16 protein-coding genes and 3 pseudogenes are annotated in these 17,250 nt (G+C 59.4%); 9 read left to right on the forward strand and 10 right to left on the reverse strand.

Going from position 1 to position 17,250, the window contains the following annotated elements; all coding sequences use genetic code 11:
- The first annotated feature begins 55 nt into the window (after positions 1 to 55).
- Genes AC245Y_RS25280 through AC245Y_RS25300 form a run of 5 tightly spaced genes read left to right on the forward strand, consistent with a single transcriptional unit; the run spans position 56 to position 5,036 of the window.
- On the forward strand, positions 56 to 880 hold the full coding sequence (locus AC245Y_RS25280) for an ABC transporter ATP-binding protein (RefSeq protein ID WP_012755149.1): 825 nt from the start codon (positions 56 to 58) through the stop codon (positions 878 to 880).
- Positions 880 to 1,734 (forward strand): ABC transporter permease, encoded by an 855-nt coding sequence (locus AC245Y_RS25285; RefSeq protein WP_017996126.1) that lies wholly within the window; start codon positions 880 to 882, stop codon positions 1,732 to 1,734. The genes AC245Y_RS25280 and AC245Y_RS25285 overlap by 1 nt, the downstream gene beginning before the upstream one ends.
- Positions 1,734 to 3,047 carry a cytosine deaminase gene (locus tag AC245Y_RS25290; RefSeq protein WP_017996125.1) on the forward strand — a complete coding sequence of 438 codons (1,314 nt, stop codon included), beginning with the start codon at positions 1,734 to 1,736 and terminating at the stop codon, positions 3,045 to 3,047. The genes AC245Y_RS25285 and AC245Y_RS25290 overlap by 1 nt, the downstream gene beginning before the upstream one ends.
- A gap of 1 nt (position 3,048) precedes the next feature.
- Positions 3,049 to 4,458, forward strand: coding sequence for an FAD-binding oxidoreductase (locus AC245Y_RS25295; protein WP_017996124.1), 1,410 nt, complete (start codon positions 3,049 to 3,051; stop codon positions 4,456 to 4,458).
- Entirely contained in the window at positions 4,455 to 5,036 is a 582-nt protein-coding gene (locus AC245Y_RS25300) for an NAD(P)H-dependent oxidoreductase (RefSeq protein WP_017996123.1), read from the forward strand. The genes AC245Y_RS25295 and AC245Y_RS25300 overlap by 4 nt, the downstream gene beginning before the upstream one ends.
- Here AC245Y_RS25300 and AC245Y_RS25305 read toward each other — a convergent pair.
- The gene (locus tag AC245Y_RS25305; protein ID WP_017996122.1) at positions 5,033 to 5,422 is read right to left on the reverse strand and encodes a RidA family protein; all 390 of its coding nucleotides are present in this window, start codon (positions 5,420 to 5,422) and stop codon (positions 5,033 to 5,035) included. The two genes, AC245Y_RS25300 and AC245Y_RS25305, sit on opposite strands and share 4 nt — an antisense overlap.
- Before the next feature lie 189 nt (positions 5,423 to 5,611).
- A pseudogene (locus AC245Y_RS25310) lies at positions 5,612 to 7,427 on the reverse strand (HAMP domain-containing methyl-accepting chemotaxis protein).
- 433 nt (positions 7,428 to 7,860) lie between these two features.
- Between AC245Y_RS25310 and AC245Y_RS25315 the strand changes: the two are divergent.
- A pseudogene (locus AC245Y_RS25315) lies at positions 7,861 to 8,296 on the forward strand (GNAT family N-acetyltransferase).
- Between the two features lie 83 nt (positions 8,297 to 8,379).
- Here the strand turns inward: AC245Y_RS25315 and fhuF are convergent.
- From fhuF to AC245Y_RS25335, 4 genes are all read right to left on the reverse strand, one after another.
- Positions 8,380 to 9,141: a siderophore-iron reductase FhuF gene (fhuF, locus tag AC245Y_RS25320; RefSeq protein ID WP_017996120.1), complete on the reverse strand. Its 762-nt coding sequence runs from the start codon at positions 9,139 to 9,141 to the stop codon at positions 8,380 to 8,382.
- Between the two features lie 9 nt (positions 9,142 to 9,150).
- Positions 9,151 to 11,334 (reverse strand): TonB-dependent siderophore receptor, encoded by a 2,184-nt coding sequence (locus tag AC245Y_RS25325; RefSeq protein ID WP_017996119.1) that lies wholly within the window; start codon positions 11,332 to 11,334, stop codon positions 9,151 to 9,153.
- Positions 11,335 to 11,572: 238 nt separating this feature from the next.
- Positions 11,573 to 11,998 (reverse strand): type II toxin-antitoxin system VapC family toxin, encoded by a 426-nt coding sequence (locus AC245Y_RS25330; protein WP_017996118.1) that lies wholly within the window; start codon positions 11,996 to 11,998, stop codon positions 11,573 to 11,575.
- The gene (locus AC245Y_RS25335) at positions 11,995 to 12,249 is read right to left on the reverse strand and encodes a FitA-like ribbon-helix-helix domain-containing protein (RefSeq protein WP_026157576.1); all 255 of its coding nucleotides are present in this window, start codon (positions 12,247 to 12,249) and stop codon (positions 11,995 to 11,997) included. Before AC245Y_RS25335 ends, AC245Y_RS25330 begins: the two co-directional genes overlap by 4 nt.
- A 414-nt stretch (positions 12,250 to 12,663) precedes the next feature.
- On the opposite strand from AC245Y_RS25335, the pseudogene AC245Y_RS25340 reads away from it, so the two are divergent.
- A pseudogene (locus AC245Y_RS25340) lies at positions 12,664 to 12,811 on the forward strand (2-hydroxy-acid oxidase); the annotation flags it as partial.
- A 40-nt stretch (positions 12,812 to 12,851) separates the two neighbouring features.
- Here AC245Y_RS25340 and AC245Y_RS25345 read toward each other — a convergent pair.
- The 4 genes from AC245Y_RS25345 to AC245Y_RS25360 all read right to left on the reverse strand — a co-directional run bounded on the left by AC245Y_RS25345 (position 12,852) and on the right by AC245Y_RS25360 (position 15,659).
- Positions 12,852 to 13,334: a hypothetical protein gene (locus AC245Y_RS25345; RefSeq protein ID WP_157628363.1), complete on the reverse strand. Its 483-nt coding sequence runs from the start codon at positions 13,332 to 13,334 to the stop codon at positions 12,852 to 12,854.
- A complete protein-coding gene (locus AC245Y_RS25350; RefSeq protein ID WP_017996114.1) occupies positions 13,334 to 14,533 on the reverse strand; it encodes an ABC transporter permease in 1,200 nt (399 codons plus the stop codon). Before AC245Y_RS25350 ends, AC245Y_RS25345 begins: the two co-directional genes overlap by 1 nt.
- On the reverse strand, positions 14,530 to 15,090 hold the full coding sequence (locus AC245Y_RS25355) for an ABC transporter ATP-binding protein (RefSeq protein WP_157628362.1): 561 nt from the start codon (positions 15,088 to 15,090) through the stop codon (positions 14,530 to 14,532). The genes AC245Y_RS25350 and AC245Y_RS25355 overlap by 4 nt, the downstream gene beginning before the upstream one ends.
- Before the next feature lie 131 nt (positions 15,091 to 15,221).
- Positions 15,222 to 15,659, reverse strand: coding sequence for a hypothetical protein (locus AC245Y_RS25360; protein WP_017996112.1), 438 nt, complete (start codon positions 15,657 to 15,659; stop codon positions 15,222 to 15,224).
- A gap of 315 nt (positions 15,660 to 15,974) precedes the next feature.
- On the opposite strand from AC245Y_RS25360, the gene AC245Y_RS25365 reads away from it, so the two are divergent.
- The gene (locus AC245Y_RS25365) at positions 15,975 to 16,223 is read left to right on the forward strand and encodes a hypothetical protein (RefSeq protein ID WP_017996111.1); all 249 of its coding nucleotides are present in this window, start codon (positions 15,975 to 15,977) and stop codon (positions 16,221 to 16,223) included.
- Between the two features lie 38 nt (positions 16,224 to 16,261).
- Complete coding sequence (locus AC245Y_RS25370; RefSeq protein ID WP_017996110.1) at positions 16,262 to 16,429, forward strand: hypothetical protein; 168 nt, start codon at positions 16,262 to 16,264, stop codon at positions 16,427 to 16,429.
- The last annotated feature ends 821 nt before the right edge of the window (positions 16,430 to 17,250 follow it).

Consider the following 17,250-nt stretch of genomic DNA (forward strand, 5'->3'; position numbering starts at 1 on the left):
AGGTCCGCCGCTCGTCTGGCGGCGGACCGCACTCCTTCGATAAATGAGCGAGAAAATGTCCCTAGCCGAAACCAAGGCGGCGCCTTCCAAGGAGGCGAGAAAGCGGCCACTGGTCGTCATGCAGTCGGTGTCGAAGGTCTTTTCCAGCGGCACGACAGCGCTCTCGGGCATGTCGTTGACCGTCGAAAGTGGCGAATTCATCAGCCTGCTTGGCCCCTCCGGCTGCGGCAAGTCCACGGCGCTGCGCATCATCGCCGGCCTTGGCGACATCACCGCGGGCAAGATCGACTGGCCGAGTTCACGGATCAATTCCAAGGGCCTGCCTGAAGGTGATATCGGCTTCGTCTTTCAAGAGCCGACGCTGATGCCGTGGAAGACCGTTTTCGGCAACGTCTACCTGCCGCTGAAACTGCGCGGGATCTCCAAGGCGGAAGCCCGCGGCCGGATCACCGAAGCGCTGGCGACCGTCAGCCTCCAGGATTTCGCCGATGCCTATCCGCGCGAACTCTCCGGCGGCATGAAGATGCGCGTGTCGATCGCCCGCGCGCTGGTGACCAAGCCGAAGCTGCTGCTGATGGACGAGCCTTTCGCCGCACTCGACGAGATCACCCGCCAGAAACTCAACGACGACGTGCTGCGGCTGTGGAAGGCGACCGGCATTACGGTGATCTTCGTGACGCATTCGGTATTTGAATCCGCTTATCTCTCGAACCGCATCGTGGTGATGAAGGCGAGGCCCGGCCGCGTGCATGCCGATTTTCCGCTGACCACCAGCCTTGAGCGGGATTCGCATTATCGAACCTCGGAACAATATCGGCAGGCCTGCGAAAAAGCGTCTCGTTCGCTGATCGAGGCGATGGGCGGATCGGAGGATCACTGATGAGCGTCGAAAGCATCGAAACCGCAGAAGCCGCATCTCCGCCCGGCTCCCGACCGGCGAACGCCCGGCGGCGTGAGTTAGCCCTGCGCATTGCCGTGCCTTTCCTCGTCATCACCGTGCTCATCATCGCCTGGGAGCTTTACGTGGTGCTCTCGGACGTTCCGCCATACATCCTGCCCGGTCCCGGCGCGGTGGCTGCGGCCTTCATCAATGATTGGGGCACGCTGGCGCCGGCCCTCTGGGTCACGACCAAGATCACCTTCATCTCGCTGATGCTGGCGCTGATTGGCGGCGTGGGGTTTGCAATCTTCCTGGTGCAATCGCGCTGGATCGAGATCGCCTTCTATCCGCTCGCCGTTATCCTGCAGGTGACGCCGATCGTGGCGATCTCGCCGCTGATCCTGATCTACGCTCCCTCCACGCAGGTCGCGCTTCTCATCTGCGCCTTCCTCGTCGCGTTCTTCCCGATCCTTTCGAACATGGTGCAGGGCCTGAAGAGCGTCGACCATAATCTGATCAACCTCTTTGAGCTCTACGGCGCCTCGCGCTGGCAGACGCTGTTCTTTCTCAAACTGCCTGCCGCCCAACCCTATTTCATGACCGGTCTTCGCATCGGCGGCGGCCTCGCACTGATCGCCGCCGTCGTCGCCGAATTTGCCGCAGGATCCGCCGGTGCCGGCTCCGGCCTCGCCTTCCGCCTGCTCGAAGCGCAGTACCGGATGAACATCCCGCGGCTCTTCGCCGCCCTCTTGATGCTCTCCATGCTTGGCGTAGCGATCTTCGGCCTCACCACCCTCATTGCCTGGCTGAGCCTTCATCGCTGGCATGAAAGCAGCATCAAACGGGAAAACTGATGACCTATTCCTTCATATCCCCGCCGAATGCGGCCCGCTTCGTGTTGAGCAACGCGACAGTGCCCGCCGTCACCGTCGAGCATGTCGACGTGCCGGTCACCGAAGGGCTGGCCACGGTCGATATCGTCATCAGCGACGGCATGGTTGCCGCCATTCGGCCGGCCGGCGCCGCACCCGCCGATTATGCCAGGATCGATCTCAAGGACGGCATGGTGTGGCCGTGCTTTGCCGATATCCATACTCATCTCGACAAAGGCCATATCTGGCCGCGCCAGGCCAATCCCGACGGCAGCTTCATGGGCGCGCTCGATGCCGTCAGGGCCGACCGGGAAGCAAACTGGTCGGCCGCAGACGTCAAACGGCGGATGGAATTCTCGCTCCGCTCCGCCTATGCCCATGGCACCAGCCTGATCCGTACGCACCTGGACTCGCTTGCGCCACAGCATCGCATCTCCTTCGAGGTTTTTGCCGAAATCCGGGATGCCTGGAAAGACAGGATCGCACTGCAGGCGGTCGCTCTCTTCCCGCTGGATGCCATGGCAGACAGCGCCTTCTTTGCCGATCTCGTCACAACAATCCGACAGAACGGCGGCCTGCTTGGCGGCGTCACCAGGATGGGGCCGGAACTGGTCTGGCAGCTCGACACGCTCTTCAGGACTGCCTGGGAGCATGGCCTTGATGTCGATCTGCATGTCGACGAGACGGATGATCGCGGCGCCGAGACGCTGAAGGCAATCGCCGAGGCCGTGCTGCGCAACGGGTTCGAGGGCAAGGTGACCGCCGGCCATTGCTGCTCGCTCGCCCGCCAGGACGAAGACACCGCCGCGCGCACCGTCGAATTGGTCGCCAAGGCGGGTATCGCGGTCATCGCGCTACCGATGTGCAACATGTATCTGCAGGACCGCTATCCCGGCCGCACCCCGCGCTGGCGCGGTGTCACCCTGTTCAAGGAGCTGGCCGCCGCCGGCGTCGCGACCGCGGTCGCATCCGACAATACCCGCGACCCCTTCTATGCTTATGGTGATCTCGATCCGGTGGAGGTTTTCCGTGAGGCCGTGCGGATTCTGCATCTCGACCATCCGCTCGATACCGCCGCCCGCGTCGTCACCACCTCGCCCGCCGCCATCGTCGGACGGCCGGACAAGGGCCGCATCGCCGCCGGCGATCCGGCCGATCTCGTGCTCTTCAGCGCGCGGCGCTGGAGTGAATTCCTGTCCCGTCCGCAGTCTGACCGCGTCGTGCTTCGCCGCGGCAAGGTGATCGACCGCAGCCTGCCGGATTACCGTGAACTCGACAACGTCGTTGGAGCCTGACATGGCCGATTATCAGAAGATCAAAAAGGACCTCGAAGGCATCGCCGTCGAGGACAATCCAGCGCTGGTTCGCCAGAAGAGCCGGGATTTCTACTGGTATTCGCCTGTACTCAAAGCTCAGCTCGACAATGTGACGGCCGATCTCGTCGTCACGCCGAAGACCGAGGAAGAGGTTATCCGGACGCTGAAGGTCGCCTTTGCCCATGGCGTGCCGGTCACGCCGCGCGGCGCCGGCACCGGCAATTACGGCCAGGCCATGCCGCTTTCCGGCGGTATCGTGCTGAACCTTGCCGCCATGGACAAGATCAAGGAGATCCATCCCGGCCGTGTCGTCTGCGAACCGGGCATCGTTCTTGCCCAACTCGACAAGCAGACCAAGGCCCATTCCGGCCAGGAGCTGCGCTTCCACCCCTCCACCGCCCAGACGGCGACCGTCGGCGGCTTCATCGCCGGCGGTTCCGGCGGCGTCGGCTCGATCACCTGGGGCGGCTTGCGCGACCTCGGCAATATATTGCGCCTGCGTGTCGTCACCATGGAGGCCGAACCGCGCGTCCTCGATCTTACCGGCTGGGATCTCCAGAAGGTGAGCCACGCCTACGGCACCAACGGCATCATCACCGAGATCGAGATGCCGCTTGCACCTGCCTATGACTGGGTCGACGTGCTTGTCGGCTATGACGACTTCATGGAAGCGGTGCGCTTCTCCGACGCGCTGGCGAAATGCAACGGCATCCTGGTCAAGGAGATCGCGCCGATCGCCGCTCCCATTCCTTACGACTATTTCACCCGCCACAAGCCCTACATCCGTCAGGGCCAGTCGATCGTCGTGCTGATGATCGCGCCGCACTCCATGGATGCTTTTCTCGCCTTCACGGCGGCGCAGAAGGGCGAGATCATGTTCCGCTCCGACAAGGTGGAAAGCATGCGCGGCATTCCGCACGCCTACGAGCTTGCCTGGAACCACACGACATTGCGTGCGCTGAAGGTCGATCCGAGCTTCACCTATCTGCAGGTGCAATATCCGGGACCGGATCATGTCGCCAAAGTCCGCAAGATGGTCGAAATCTTCGGTGACGAAGTACCGGGTCATCTCGAATTCATCAAATTCGACGGCCAGATCCAGTGCTCCGGGCTGCCGCTGGTGCGCTATACCACCGAAGAGCGGCTGGAGGAGATCATCAAGATCCATCAGGACAATGGTTGCCCGATCTTCAACCCGCACCGCTATACGCTCGAGGAAGGCGGCATGAAGCGCACCGACGCGGTGCAACTTGCCTTCAAGCAGGAAACCGATCCGAAGGGCCTGCTCAATCCCGGCAAGATGATTGCGTGGGACAATCCCGATTTCGATTTCAACGCCGGCAAGAATTATCTCTTCCCGGGCCTGGCAGCCGTCATGGAGGCTTCATGAGGGTTCTCGTCCTCCACTCTCACCCGGTCGAGGAAAGTTACGGCAAGGCGCTTTACCGGCAAACGGTCGAGAGCCTTGAGAAGGCCGGGCATATTGTGGACGCCTGCGACCTCTATGAAGAGCAGTTCGATCCGGTGCTCTCGCGCCACGACCGGCTCGTCTATCACGACTATCCGGAAAACCTGAAGCTGGTGGAATCGCACGTCGAACGGTTGAAGGCGGCCGAGGGGCTGGTGATCTGCACCCCGATCTGGAACTTCGGCTTTCCGGCAATCCTGAAGGGATATTTCGACCGTGTCTGGCTGCCGGGCGTCTCCTTCGAGCTGGTCAATGGCAAGGTGGAATCGCGGCTGCGCCACATCCGCAAGCTCGCAGCCGTCCTGACTTATGGCGCAACGCCCTTCCGGGCCTTTGCAGCCGGCAACCCGCCAAAGAAAATCGTCAAGCGCGTGCTGAGGGCGCAGATCAATCCGGTGAGGCCGGTGACGTTCCTCGCCCATTACGACATGAACAATTGTACGCCGGAGACGCGGGCAAAATTCCTCGCCCGCGTCGGAGGCGCGATGGAGCGATTCTAGAAAATTTTCGCAGCCGTCACTTCGACCTCGACGAGGAATTCTGAGCGGGTAAAGCCGCCGATAACGAGCAAGGTGGAAACCGGCTTCGGATCGAGCGTATAGCGATCCCGCACGGCCATATAGGTCGGGAAATCCTCGCGGCGGGTGACGAAGCCCGAAATGCGGATGACGTCGGCAAAACTCATCTCCGCCTCTTCCAGGATCGCCTTGATCGCCTCGAAGCAGAGTTCCGCCTGAGCCGTGATGTCGCTCGGAACAGTATCGTCGAGACCGATGCCCAGCTGGCCCGAGGTGACGAGCAGCGCTGCGCCGGGCGGCACCAGCAGGCCGTGATTGTAATTCCCAAAAGGCCGGCGCACCGGGGCCGGATTGAAGATCTTCTTCATCGATCGCTCTAAAATTCCTATAGGTCCGTAGATCCCGCGACCCTACAGGATGCGGCGGGATATGAGAATATCGCTGCCGCTCATGATAAGTTGCGAGGAATGATGTGGGACAACCCGCCGCGGAGGGGCCGAGGATCGTCCAGGCGCCAGTTCAATATCCACGGTACTTAGTCTGATGTCCGCCGCGCTTCATCTTTGTATCACGCGCCGCGAGGCGACCAAGTGGATGGGGCTGTTGCCTTCAAAGGCTCGTCCGCTGCGCTGCCCGTCCGCCGCGCCTCTGTCGCCGTCCAATTGAAACTGATTGACCAGATCCCGCAGCCGGCCTGCCTCGGAGGACAATGAGGCAACGGCAGCTGTCGATTGTTCGACCATCGCTGCATTTTGCTGGGTCGCTTGGTCCATCTGATTGACGGCCGTGTTGATCTCGGCAAGTCCAATCGATTGCTCGCGCGCCGATGTGGCAATCGCATCCATGAGTTGGTTAATCTGTATGACGTATTCACCGATCGACTTGAGCGACGTTCCGGTTTCGAGAACCAATTTCACGCCATTTTCCACATCAGTTGACGACTTTTGAATAAAGCCCTTGATCTCCTTGGCCGCTTGAGCGGCGCGCTGGGCGAGCTCACGGACTTCCTGGGCGACAACGGCAAAACCCTTGCCCGCCTCACCCGCACGGGCAGCCTCAACGCCAGCATTCAGCGCCAGGAGGTTCGTCTGGAAGGCGATTTCATCGATTGCACCAATGATGTTCGAAATCTGCTGTGAACTGTCTTCGATGCGGCGCATGGCCTGTTCCGCCTCGGAGACGACCGTTGCCGACCGCTGGGCACTGATATCGGCTTCCTTAGCCACATTTCGCGCCTCGTCGGTGCGTTTGGTCGACATCGTCACATTCGAGGTGATTTCGTCCAAGGCTGCAGCCGTCTCCTCGAGAGAGGCAGCTTGTTGTTCAGTGCGTTTGGAAAGATCCTGCGCGGCAGATGCAATTTCACCGGTACCATTGTCGATGCTGTGTACCGTCTCGAGCACGGCGCCGATGGTCGCACCCAATTGCCGGAGCGAAGCGTTGAAGTCTTCGCGCAAGGCTTCGTATTCGGCCGCAAATTGCTCCGAAAGCTGGAAGGAAATGTCGCCTGCTGCAAGCCGCCGGAGGCCTCCGCCCAAAGTCGTGGTCGCGAAGCGCAACTGTTCTGCCTCGCGTTCGGCGCGCTGTTGGGCTGCGGCGCGCGCTGCTTCGCTCTCGCTGCGGGATTCGGCGGCTTCCTTCTCCAGCCTGACGACGTTTAGGGCATTCTGACGGAAGATTTCAACCGCGCCGGCCATTTCGCCGACTTCGTCGGTGCGACCGGCATAGGGAATATCACTGTCGAGATCGCCATCCGACAAGCGCCTCATGGCCGAAGCGATGCTTCGGATTGGGTTAGCAATGCCCGATATCGCAAAGAATATGCCGGCAACGGCAAGAAGCACGGCCAGCGTTGCGATCGTAGCCGTCAGCATGAAAGCGGATTGTGCGGAAGCACCGCTCGCGGCCACGAAACCTTCGGCCTGGCCGAGAATGAAGGCGACCAGATCTGCAACCGCCTTGTTCATCAGCTCGGCTTGTGGCTCCATATTTTCCTTGAAGAGACGGATTGCTTCAGGCGTCTTCCCGTCATTTTCAGACGCGATCATTTGCTCTGCAAGCGCGCGATATTTGGCGAGTTCCGGCTTGATCTGATTGATCAGTTCGCGCCCCCGCTCGGTGCGGACGCCTTTTTCGTATTCGCCAACAACTGTGTCGAGCGCGGCGCCGGCTGCATCGATTTTTTGCTGTCCGACATTCCTCCTCCGCTGTATTCTCCAGGAGATACTGGGCATAGACCAATTTCAGGTCGAGGAAGTCATCCTTGATCTCCCGGGCCGTCACAAGCCGCTGCATCCAGAAGGTCCCGATCTGCTCGGTATTGGCACGAAGTGTCGAAATCGTGCTCAGCGAGATATAGGACAGGCCAACCATGAACAGACTGATGATCGACAGCTTTAAGATCAGGGCTTGCTTGATGCTCGGGCGCTTCATGCGGGTCTCCTCGAAGGTCTGGATCGACCGGCATGCCGGCTGATGCAAGATCTCGCGCCAGATTCAATAATTTAGTATTAACTAAACAATGATCCCGCTCTTTTTCCTGAAATCTTCTGAGCAGATCCATACTTCCGCGATTAATTAAACGACATGCGACTTAAAGTTCCTGGAAATCCAAGGAAATAGCAGCCATGGCGAGCGAAAATGGCAGCGCCATCAGGTCTCGGTACCAAGAATGAATCGGTCGCCATTGACCCGGCTTTGGACATCAATCGCCGTCAGGGTAAGAAACATCGATCCGCTCACGCAGCCGTCCTGCCGTCCGCGACGAGAGATCCTGACGGGCAAGGCGGAGCTCTGCCGATCGATCATGGGGCTTTGCCAGATTGGCTTTCAGAACCTGAGGTTATCGAAGCGGCGCCCCGGCGATCGAAGACCTGCCGGTGTTCGGCTATGTCGAAGCCGATGTCGTGACCGCGTTGATGGCCTTGAAGCCGCACCCGCCGGGCGCCGTCGAGATCGCGCTGATTGCGACGCGACCCGAATATCACGGTCGCGGCGCCGGACGCCATCTCGTCGATGCGGCAGAACGTTTCGGCCACGAATCGGGTGCGCGGCTGCTGACGGTCAAGACGCTGGCCCCGCGCGGCCGCGACGAACCGCAGTTCGAGGCGACGCGGCGCTTCTATGACCGGAACGGCTTCGTGCGGGCTGAGGTCTTTGCAAAGCTCTGGCACGAGGACCATCCATGCCTGTTCATGGTCAAGCCGCTCGCTGGTGTCCAGGTAGGTGAGGCTACGCTTTGAGACGACGGGATTTTCTGCTTGGCGCGCATTTGCAATAACTGGCGCGCAGGGCACCCGTCTCTGCGCGCGGTGGACGATAGGAGCTAGTGGCGCCCCTCCGGCAGCGGGCAGGCTTCGCCGCAGCCGCCGACGCCCGGCAGGTTATAGCGCAGGCAGCAGACTTTCCGGCGCACGAATTCGAGCCCGGATTGCTGGCGCGCAATGCGGATCATGCCGAACATCGGGTTGCGCCCGCCGCCCGGCCATTGAGCTTCTTCCAGCAGCGCCAGGCCACCTTCGACGAGGAGGGGCTCATGGCGATGAGCGATCTCCTTCAGAATCCAGGAGAGATAGGCCGCGACATTGTTCCAGAGAAGCTTCGGCGCGACGCCGGCATTGGCGGCGATCGCCGCGATGACGGGCTCGGCGTGACCGAGCATCAGCCGGTGAAGCTCGCCGGCCGGGTCAGTCGTCACCTCGGGCCTGCCGGACATCACGAATGCTTCCGGTTCGCCTGTCTGCTCGGCACAGACGAGCGATAGGCGGTCGATCTCTAGCGGCAGCCCGATGTGGTGCACGAACATATGGACGCTGGGGGCGATGGTCAGCATGCTGAAGTAGTAGAGCGTCCACATCGAGACGATCGCACGACGGTCGCTGCCCGGAAATTTTTGCGCATACCGGCCAATGATCTCGTCGAAGATCGCCCGGTCGCAAAGATCTCTGCAGGAAACGACGATACCCGTCTGCGGCGGGGAATCGAGGAGCTTGCCGCGGCAATAAGAGAACGGTCCGTCGCCCAGCAGTCCGTCGAGGTTATGGTCAGCGATCAAGGTCAGGCGCTGGAGCGCCCCGTTTGTCTCCATTGCCGTGTCTTACCACCGGTATTTCAGGGTGCCGGTCATGTTGCGGCCCTGTCCGAGATAGCAGAAGCCCTCATTGCAGACAGTGTCGCGTTCGTCGGCAATGTTGCGGATATTGAAGGCGGCCGTCAGGCCCTCATATTTCTTGTCGACCGCGCCGAAATCATAAGCGGCGGACGCATCGACATAGAAACCCGAAGGGTTTTTCGAAGTATTGGCGGTATCCGTCCAGTTCTCGCTGACGTAACGGACACCCGCGCCGACCGACAGCCCGTTGAACGGATTGATTTCCTGGAACGTATAGTTGGCCCAGAGACTTGCGACATGCGAGGGGGTCACAGCCGGCGTGTTGCCCTCGTTTTCACCACCTCCGGTCACCTCGGAATGGTTGTAGGTGTAGGTTGCGATGAGATCCAGGCCATCGGCGACCGCCGCGCGGGCTTCAAGCTCGATGCCCGTTCCCGTCACCTCGCCGAGCGAGTTATAGGCAAGGGTCACGGGGTTGGCCAACACCGGCTTGTTCTTTTCGACGATGTGATAGGCGACCGCCGATAACAGGATATCGGTGCCGGGCGGCTGGTACTTCACGCCGAGTTCGTACTGTTCACCCTCCGTCGGCTCCAGGATCTTGCCGGATGCCGACCGGTTGGTCACCGGATCGAAAGAGGTCGCATAGGAAACGAATGGCGCGATGCCGTTGTCGAAGAGGTAAAGCGCGCCGGTCTGCCAGGAGAAGGCATTCTTGCTGACGTCTTCGGGGGCGTTCAACCCCAAAGAGGGATAGGTCGTGCCACGCGTCTGGTTCACCCAGGCCTGGCGGCCGCCGAGATTGAAGCGCCAGTTGCCGGCCTCGATCTGGTCCATGGCGTAAACACCGACCTGCCGCATGTCGGCATCGGCAACGATGAAGTTATAGGCCGGCGTGGCGCCCGAGACACCAGAGATCGGGTTGGCGATATCGAAATCGAATGCCGAGTTGACGGCGCCGATGCCGTAGCCCCAGTTCGACTGGAGATTGGTGTAGTCGAGCCCGAAGAGCATCGTGTGGGCAATCGGACCTGTATCGAACTTCGCCTCGAGCTGGTTGTCGACCTGGAAGACGTTCATCTCGTCCCGGATCGAGCTGGCGTTGCGATGCGCGACGGTCCCGGTCCAGCTGGAAACGCCGAGGTAGCGAGCGCGAAGATCGAGATGCGAGTAACGCAGGTTCTGCCGGAACGTCAGGCCGTTGTCGAATTCATGCTCGAACTGATAGCCGACCTGCTGCTGCTTGACCTTCTGGTAGTCGTAATCGGGATCGCTCTGCCTAATGTCGAGTATTCTGTCGTCCAGCGTCGTGATCGCGCCGACATTGGAGTCGGTCTCGTCGGCCTGCACCAGACCGTACAGCGTGAAGGTCGTGCCCTCGTCAGGTTTCCAGGTAAAGGACGGTGCCAGGAAATAGCGGTCGTCGGCAATATCGAAGTTGGTGTCGCCGTGGCGGGCAAGGCCGACGATGCGATAGAGAAAATCGTCATTTCCTTCGCTGATCGGCCCGCCGAAATCGAACATCGCCTGAGCCCGATCCTCGGTGCTGTAGGAGATACCGACTTCGTGGATCGGCTCTTCGGCGGGAAGCTTCGATATCTTGTTGACGAGGCCGCCCGGCGATCCCGAGCCGTAGAGAACGGATACCGGCCCCTTGATCACCTCGACGCGCTGCAACTGATAGGGATCGGTGCGGAACATGCCGTAATTGATATAGGGCTGACGCAAGCTGTCACGGTAGTCGCCAACCGTCGTAACGTTGAAGCCGCGAATGAAGATCTGGTCGAAGCGCGGATCGAAGCCGTTCGGTCCGGTTGTCACGCCGGCCGAATAGCGCACGGCCTCGATGATGCTCTGGGCGCCACGCTGCTCGATTTCCTTCTCGGTGGTCACCGAGACCGAACGCGGCGTTTCGACGAGCGGCGTGTTGATCTTGGTCGCGGCCGAACTGTTCTTGGCAGCAACGGACGTCCGGTCAGTCTTGCTATCAGAGGATGCACCTTGAATGACGATCGGATCCAGCGCTGTCGCGCTGGCATCCGTGGACGCGCTCTGGGCTGAAGCCGGCGATGCTGCAACGCCGATCAGGAGGATCGCTGTCGTCACAAATAGGCTATCCCTATAAATTCGCGATACATTATTAGAAACATTAAAAAAAACACGCGCCATTGCTTGGTCCCTACACCACCGATGCGAGCGGAACCTATGGAGCGAAATTGGCCTTGTCAACATAAGATGATTATTTTAATCATCTTTTAATCTGCAAGAATCCACGCCTTCGAGTCACCCGAAAAGGTTGCATGTAGAATTGGGGCCATGACGTCCCGTGCAGATAAATTGCCAACCTGCCGGTCTTGATGGGTCGAGATTGCGGGATGGCTCGGCAATCGTCAGCCGCTTGTCGCTGCTATGTCGGTGCGTACCACGGGTTGATAACGTTAAGTCCTGCGGCTTCGAAGGGACTAGTGTCGCGGGTAGCGACAATAAATCCGTTCGCCGCGGCAGTTGCGGCGATATAGGCATCTGCTTTACCGATTGCCCGACCTGCTACGCGTGCTCGCGCCATTAATTCCGAATAGCTCTTTGACACAGCCATGTCGAACGATAGAATGCGTCCAGAAAATAGAGGTAGAACTTCCTGCTCTAGTCGATCGTAGAGGACGGCCTTTCGTCTTCCGCTAGGCATCGCGGCAATGCCGAACCGTAACTCAGCTACAGTAATCGCCGAGACGAACAGTGTTTCCACTGCTTGAGCATCGATCCACGCCAGCACCTGATTATCGGGTGTGGGCTTCCATGGCTCCGAGATGACGTTGGTATCGATCAGGATCATTCGAAACTCATAGGTTCCGCAGGCGCTTTGTCTCGGACGTGCTGCAGATTATCCACGTCGTTGTTGGAAAGCCCTGCTTCGCGCCCGATCGATGCTAGCAACGAGCCCAACATGACGCGCTCAGCTGGCCGTACCGCTGTTTCTAGGATGTCACGGATTTCTGCTTCGGTACTGCGGCCGTGATGAGCTGCCCTCACTCTCAAGGCACGATGTGTCTCCTCAGACAAATTGCGTATTGTAACTGCTGCCATCGCTTGCACCCCCTTAACACTGATGATCATGCTATCAATATATGGAAGGTGATATCACCTGACAACTCCTCTAGTTGTTTTGGAAATGACGCTTTTTGAATTGCGACAAATTGCAATCCTCATCCACCATCCATGCGCAACCTTTGCCACCCGACCGCGGTCAGTAGTATCGACGGACTGAGTAGGAGGGCATTTCGACCGCAGGTGCCGCTGAAGTGGCTCGCCGGCTAGATCGGCTGGCGGAGTTGCGCAAAACCCCATCGCGCGCAGTTGAGCAACTGCCACTCCCATTAGAGCCGCTGGCCAATTATGGGATGAGGCCCCGTGGTCCGATAGGCCCGGATCGTCCGGTCATAGATGCCGATGTCCCGGCAACCGCGCGCGACCAGCTGCGCGCCTTCCATAGCAGCAAAAATATCCTTGAAGATCGAGGACACACTGGCCTTCGAGTTCCACGGCTCTCCGGCCAGCGTGCAGGAACAGGTCGAGATGGTCGCCGGCATCGGAGAACGGTGGCAAGGACTTCGAGTGGGCCAATACGCCGGAAGAACGCAACCGCCTGAAGCTATTCATTTGACCGATCCTCGGCGATCAAGCCGTTTTCAGAGTACAGCGCCGCGCGTCGTTTGCGTGTCTTGCCAATTCGCCGTCGTGTTCCAGGCAAAGTCGATAGCCGCTCCCGTCGTGGTCAGCAGCGAAATACCGGGAGAAACTTCAACCGTGGAAGACTCGACGCCGCCGATCCGCTTGCGACTAACATTGCCAGATATTCCAAATTGCGGATTGAAGCGGTCTTCCGCAACCAAGAGTCCGAACTTTTCGGACGCGCGATCGATGTAGGCGCTGCGGATCGTGCGGTTGTTACGCAACCCGAGAAAGACGGCATCCTCCAGCGTCAAGCGCGTTCCGGATAAAAGCACCGGGCTGGTGGAGGCTGACCGACTGGCTTGCCCGATGTCTGGGGTAGCATCCATTTGAGCCGGTCGCGGAATTGGAATAGGCACATTGCGAGAAGCTCGCGCCCCGCTTTGCGGAAACACCAAAGCACTGACCATCATCAGAGCGATCATAGAAACGCGGTACATTACTCGCTCCTTAAGGCCGCAACGGGATCGAGCCTAGCCGCTCTGCTTGCCGGATAAATGCCGAAGAACAGGCCGACGATCAGTGCCACGCCCGCCCCCAGCGGAAGCGCCAAGGGTGCGGCTTCAAACTGCCAACCGGTGCCATCGGCGAAGATCCAGCCTGCAAAGTAGCCGATTGCCGTGCCGATCGCGCTGCCGATGACCGCAAGGATGAGGGTTTCGGACAGGAACATAAGCCGAATGTCGTTGCGCCGGGCCCCGAGCGTCAAGCGCAACCCGATCTCCTGCCGTCGCTCCATGACGCTCATCAGCATCACGTTCATGATACCGACGCCGCCGACCACAAGCGAGACCGCGCCAATGCCGAGAATGAGGCTCGCATTGATGCGCATCTGCGCATCAATGCTGGCGATCACTTCGCGCGCCGTGGTCACCTGCATGGTTCCCCCCTGGATCTTGTCCTTGAAATATGCCCTGATCGCCTCCGCTGTTTGGACATCATTAGCGCCGGCCACCATCCTGCCGGCAATGTTGGTGACAGCAGGATTTGCCACAATCCGCCGTGCTGCTGCGAAGGGGACGACGATCGACCGATCGAGTTCGATACCCAGGATGAAATTGGCCGGTGTATCGTTCAGCATACCAACCACGGTGAGGATCTGGTCACCGAAACTGATGCGATCGCCAACCGCGATGGCTCTTCCGGCCGTCGCCTCGATTTCGGAAGCGATCCCCGCCCCGACCACTGCAAAGGGTGCGAAGGCGTCGAGATCGGAGGTGACACGACCACGCTGAAGGCTCGCCTTCGCAAGCGAATAGATTCGATCCGTCGCGGCGATGATGGTCACCTGCAGATCCGCCCGTCCGACCCGAATATTGCCTCCGCTCTGGATCATCGCCGATACCTCCGAAAGGCCGATATTTCGTTTCGGCAGATCGAGAACGTCGCCGACATGCACCTGCGCCGTCGAAAATCCCGAGGCTTGCGGCTGTATCATCACCAGGTCGGTTCCCAGCGTCGCGAACTGGCTCAAAGCCGCCTTCCGGGCATTGTGTCCAACGTGCAGCATGGCGATCACCGCCGCAGTTCCGATGGCGATGCCGACCAGAGCCAACACACCACGGCCCTTGACCGTCTGAATATTTTCGATGGTTTCGCGGACGATCTCGATTGCTATGCCGCTCCCGCTGCGCATCATGCCGTCTCGACGCTCTTAAGGGTGGCAGAATTGTCGTCAAAGACCTCCCCGTCGCGCATGACAATTCGACGCGGACAGCGCGCCGCGATCGTTGGATCATGGGTGACAAGCAGGACCGTCAGCCCTAGAGCGGCGTTCAGGTGAAGAAAGAGCGACAGGATCTCAGCGGCCGTTTCAATATCAAGATTGCCGGTTGGCTCGTCTGCCAACAGCAACATAGGATCGTCGACAAGCGCGCGCGCAATCGCGACACGCTGGCGCTGGCCGCCAGATAGCTCATCCGGGCGATACAGCATGCGTTCCGTGAGACCGACGCGGTTGAGTGCGTCTGACGCCATCGCTCGCCGCCGACGTTTTCCGATGCCGCGGTAAACAAGCGGAAGCGCAACATTGTCGAGTGCCGTGTACCGAGGCAGCAGATGAAACGACTGGAAGACGAAACCAATCATCCGGTTTCGAATGTGGGCGGCCGCGTCGTTGGACAGCCCTGATGTCTTCCTCCCAGCGATCTCTATCTCCCCAGCCGTCGGCTTATCGAGGAGACCGATGAGGTTCATCAGAGTTGTCTTGCCGGACCCGGAACACCCCGTCAACGCACAAAACGCCCAGGGTTCGCATCGATATTGTCCAAGCTAAGTTTTCGCTCTGGTCGGCGAGGCCCCCGCCGCTGCGGAGCTAAGGACATGCGTTATTTCGGCGTAGGCCAGGTCATATAGTAGCAATTACCGCCGATTTGACCCATGTCGGCACTCTGGCCCGTTGCCTTGTCAACGTAGGCGCCAGATGCCGTGCGCAAGTAGTTCCCGCTGTCGTCCCTTGCTAGATGATCGTTGAGAAAGTCCATCCATCCCTCATCATCATATTTCATCGCAGACCCGGAGGGGTTCCCATCCGTGTCAATGAACGCAATGTCCCAGGCGTTGGTCTCGGGACTTTCGATCGTGAGGGTTCCAGCATTCAGCGCATCGATGACCTCACCCGCATAAGGTGACCATCCCTTCGCAGCTTCCTGCGTATCTCTAAGATAGTCTTTGAATGAGGAGCTCGTCATATCAAGAGGGGGGGTCTGCGTCCAAACCTGTTCCGTTCCAGTTGGCAAGCCAATCTCTGCAGCGAGACTCTGCATCCAACTCCCAGCAACATTTGCGTGGCTTTTCGAAGCCTCGATTGCCTTTGCGGAAGAGGAGGACGATTGTCCTGTCTGTCCGTTCCCGCCTTGGCTAGAGTCAGTGCTGTCTGATCCGGACCTGAGGACTTTCAACGCCAAGTCGGCCGACAACTGACGTGTTGTGCTTGATACGATCTGCATAACTGCCTCACCATGGTCTGAAGAAATAACAACCAGTGGACGAATTTTTTGTGAACCTACAATTTGCAGGGTGTATCCTCACGTTAAACGTGTCGATATCTCGCGTGGGCAACCCGCCGGTATCCTGGAGAAATGTCCATATTTTTTCGAAAATTGATTCTCGCTGCCATCATGGCAGCGGCAATTCCTGCTATGGCTCTTGCTGCCACGACTGAGGTGACAATCAAAAACAACAGCACATCCGGTACTGCGAATGTCGGCAGTATCAGTTGCATCGGCTGCACGCCCAACTTCCCCTCCAGCATCTCTCCTGGAGCGTCAGTTGTCTTTACGGCGCAAGGCAACACCATCGACGGCTTCATGACGTTTCGCTTCGAGTGACCAGAGGCGTCGCTCCGGCTCGGACGTGCAGAGCGTCGTTGAGCGTCAACTATGATCCTGCGACCGGCCAGGCGCTGTCGCTTGCCGGAACGCCGGCCTGGGTCGCCATTTCAGGCGGAACTCAGGCCCCTACCTGCACGCAGACATCCGCCCCGACAATCTCCGGTGGCAAAGTCCTGTGGAACCTCTCTTTCGTCGCCAACTGAGGATTAATTCCTCTGGCAGGTCCCTTTTTAGCGGACCTGCTCTTCCTTTCGTTGTACTTATATGATTGCCCAACCATGCGTGGAGCTTGCTTCAAATGACGGTCCTCAGAAAAGGTTTGGCGCAATGCGAGGTGCAGGGCATAAGCAGGACGACTTTGACGCTAACCGACCCCAATTCTGATCGCCCTGTTTGGGATTCGGACGCCATTGATCGCCAGAGCGTTGTTTGCTGTCGTTACCATCCACATCCCGCGCGACTTTAGAGGGAATCAGTCTCAGGATTGATGCGCTAGCCAGCTCCGATTCAAGCAGATCCGGCCGCCCTTCTTTAAGGGGCACGATCGAGCTTTCCGCTGAACGATGAAAAGTGTCGTCGTCCCCACCTTGAGAGGCTCATCTTCGCGCGTCGCTTTCGACGGCACCCGGTGTTCAGGCCAGAAGCGATCGAATGCGGTGAGCCGTTTGATGGTGGATTCGCGTCAGCCCAGCGATAGATTCCAATGCAGATGGCGGAGTTCGTCGCCGAAAGCTTCTTCCGCAAGCGCAATCCACCAGGATTTCGGACGGCCTTCCGACCAACAGGTTCGAGTGCAGGTCTTGAACGGGATCGAACTGCCGACCCGATGCCTTCTCCCTTTCCTACCGAAATCGGACGCGGACTGGATGCCAGGCTGGAAGCAACGCCACCGGTTTTCTTTCGGGACACGCTTTTGGTTGAGGGGCACAACTGCGTCTGATGTTGTTGTCTACCTAGGCCGTGCAGAAAGAACGCCTATGGTGCTGAGCCGAATACGAAAAGCCCCAGAAAAGCGGCGCGCATC

This window comes from Rhizobium sp. SRDI943 (assembly GCF_057653695.1).

What these genes read in the sequence shown, in the direction of transcription:
- AC245Y_RS25280 (WP_012755149.1), top strand. Translation starts at nt 56, where the DNA reads ATGTCCCTAGCCGAAACCAAGGCGGCGCCTTCCAAGGAGGCGAGAAAG.
- AC245Y_RS25285 (WP_017996126.1), top strand. Translation starts at nt 880, where the DNA reads ATGAGCGTCGAAAGCATCGAAACCGCAGAAGCCGCATCTCCGCCCGGC.
- AC245Y_RS25290 (WP_017996125.1), top strand. Translation starts at nt 1,734, where the DNA reads ATGACCTATTCCTTCATATCCCCGCCGAATGCGGCCCGCTTCGTGTTG.
- AC245Y_RS25295 (WP_017996124.1), top strand. Translation starts at nt 3,049, where the DNA reads ATGGCCGATTATCAGAAGATCAAAAAGGACCTCGAAGGCATCGCCGTC.
- AC245Y_RS25300 (WP_017996123.1), top strand. Translation starts at nt 4,455, where the DNA reads ATGAGGGTTCTCGTCCTCCACTCTCACCCGGTCGAGGAAAGTTACGGC.
- AC245Y_RS25305 (WP_017996122.1), bottom strand. Translation starts at nt 5,422, where the DNA reads ATGAAGAAGATCTTCAATCCGGCCCCGGTGCGCCGGCCTTTTGGGAAT.
- fhuF (WP_017996120.1), bottom strand. Translation starts at nt 9,141, where the DNA reads ATGGAGACAAACGGGGCGCTCCAGCGCCTGACCTTGATCGCTGACCAT.
- AC245Y_RS25325 (WP_017996119.1), bottom strand. Translation starts at nt 11,334, where the DNA reads ATGGCGCGTGTTTTTTTTAATGTTTCTAATAATGTATCGCGAATTTAT.
- AC245Y_RS25330 (WP_017996118.1), bottom strand. Translation starts at nt 11,998, where the DNA reads ATGATCCTGATCGATACCAACGTCATCTCGGAGCCATGGAAGCCCACA.
- AC245Y_RS25335 (WP_026157576.1), bottom strand. Translation starts at nt 12,249, where the DNA reads ATGGCAGCAGTTACAATACGCAATTTGTCTGAGGAGACACATCGTGCC.
- AC245Y_RS25345 (WP_157628363.1), bottom strand. Translation starts at nt 13,334, where the DNA reads ATGTACCGCGTTTCTATGATCGCTCTGATGATGGTCAGTGCTTTGGTG.
- AC245Y_RS25350 (WP_017996114.1), bottom strand. Translation starts at nt 14,533, where the DNA reads ATGATGCGCAGCGGGAGCGGCATAGCAATCGAGATCGTCCGCGAAACC.
- AC245Y_RS25355 (WP_157628362.1), bottom strand. Translation starts at nt 15,090, where the DNA reads ATGAACCTCATCGGTCTCCTCGATAAGCCGACGGCTGGGGAGATAGAG.
- AC245Y_RS25360 (WP_017996112.1), bottom strand. Translation starts at nt 15,659, where the DNA reads ATGCAGAGTCTCGCTGCAGAGATTGGCTTGCCAACTGGAACGGAACAG.
- AC245Y_RS25365 (WP_017996111.1), top strand. Translation starts at nt 15,975, where the DNA reads ATGTCCATATTTTTTCGAAAATTGATTCTCGCTGCCATCATGGCAGCG.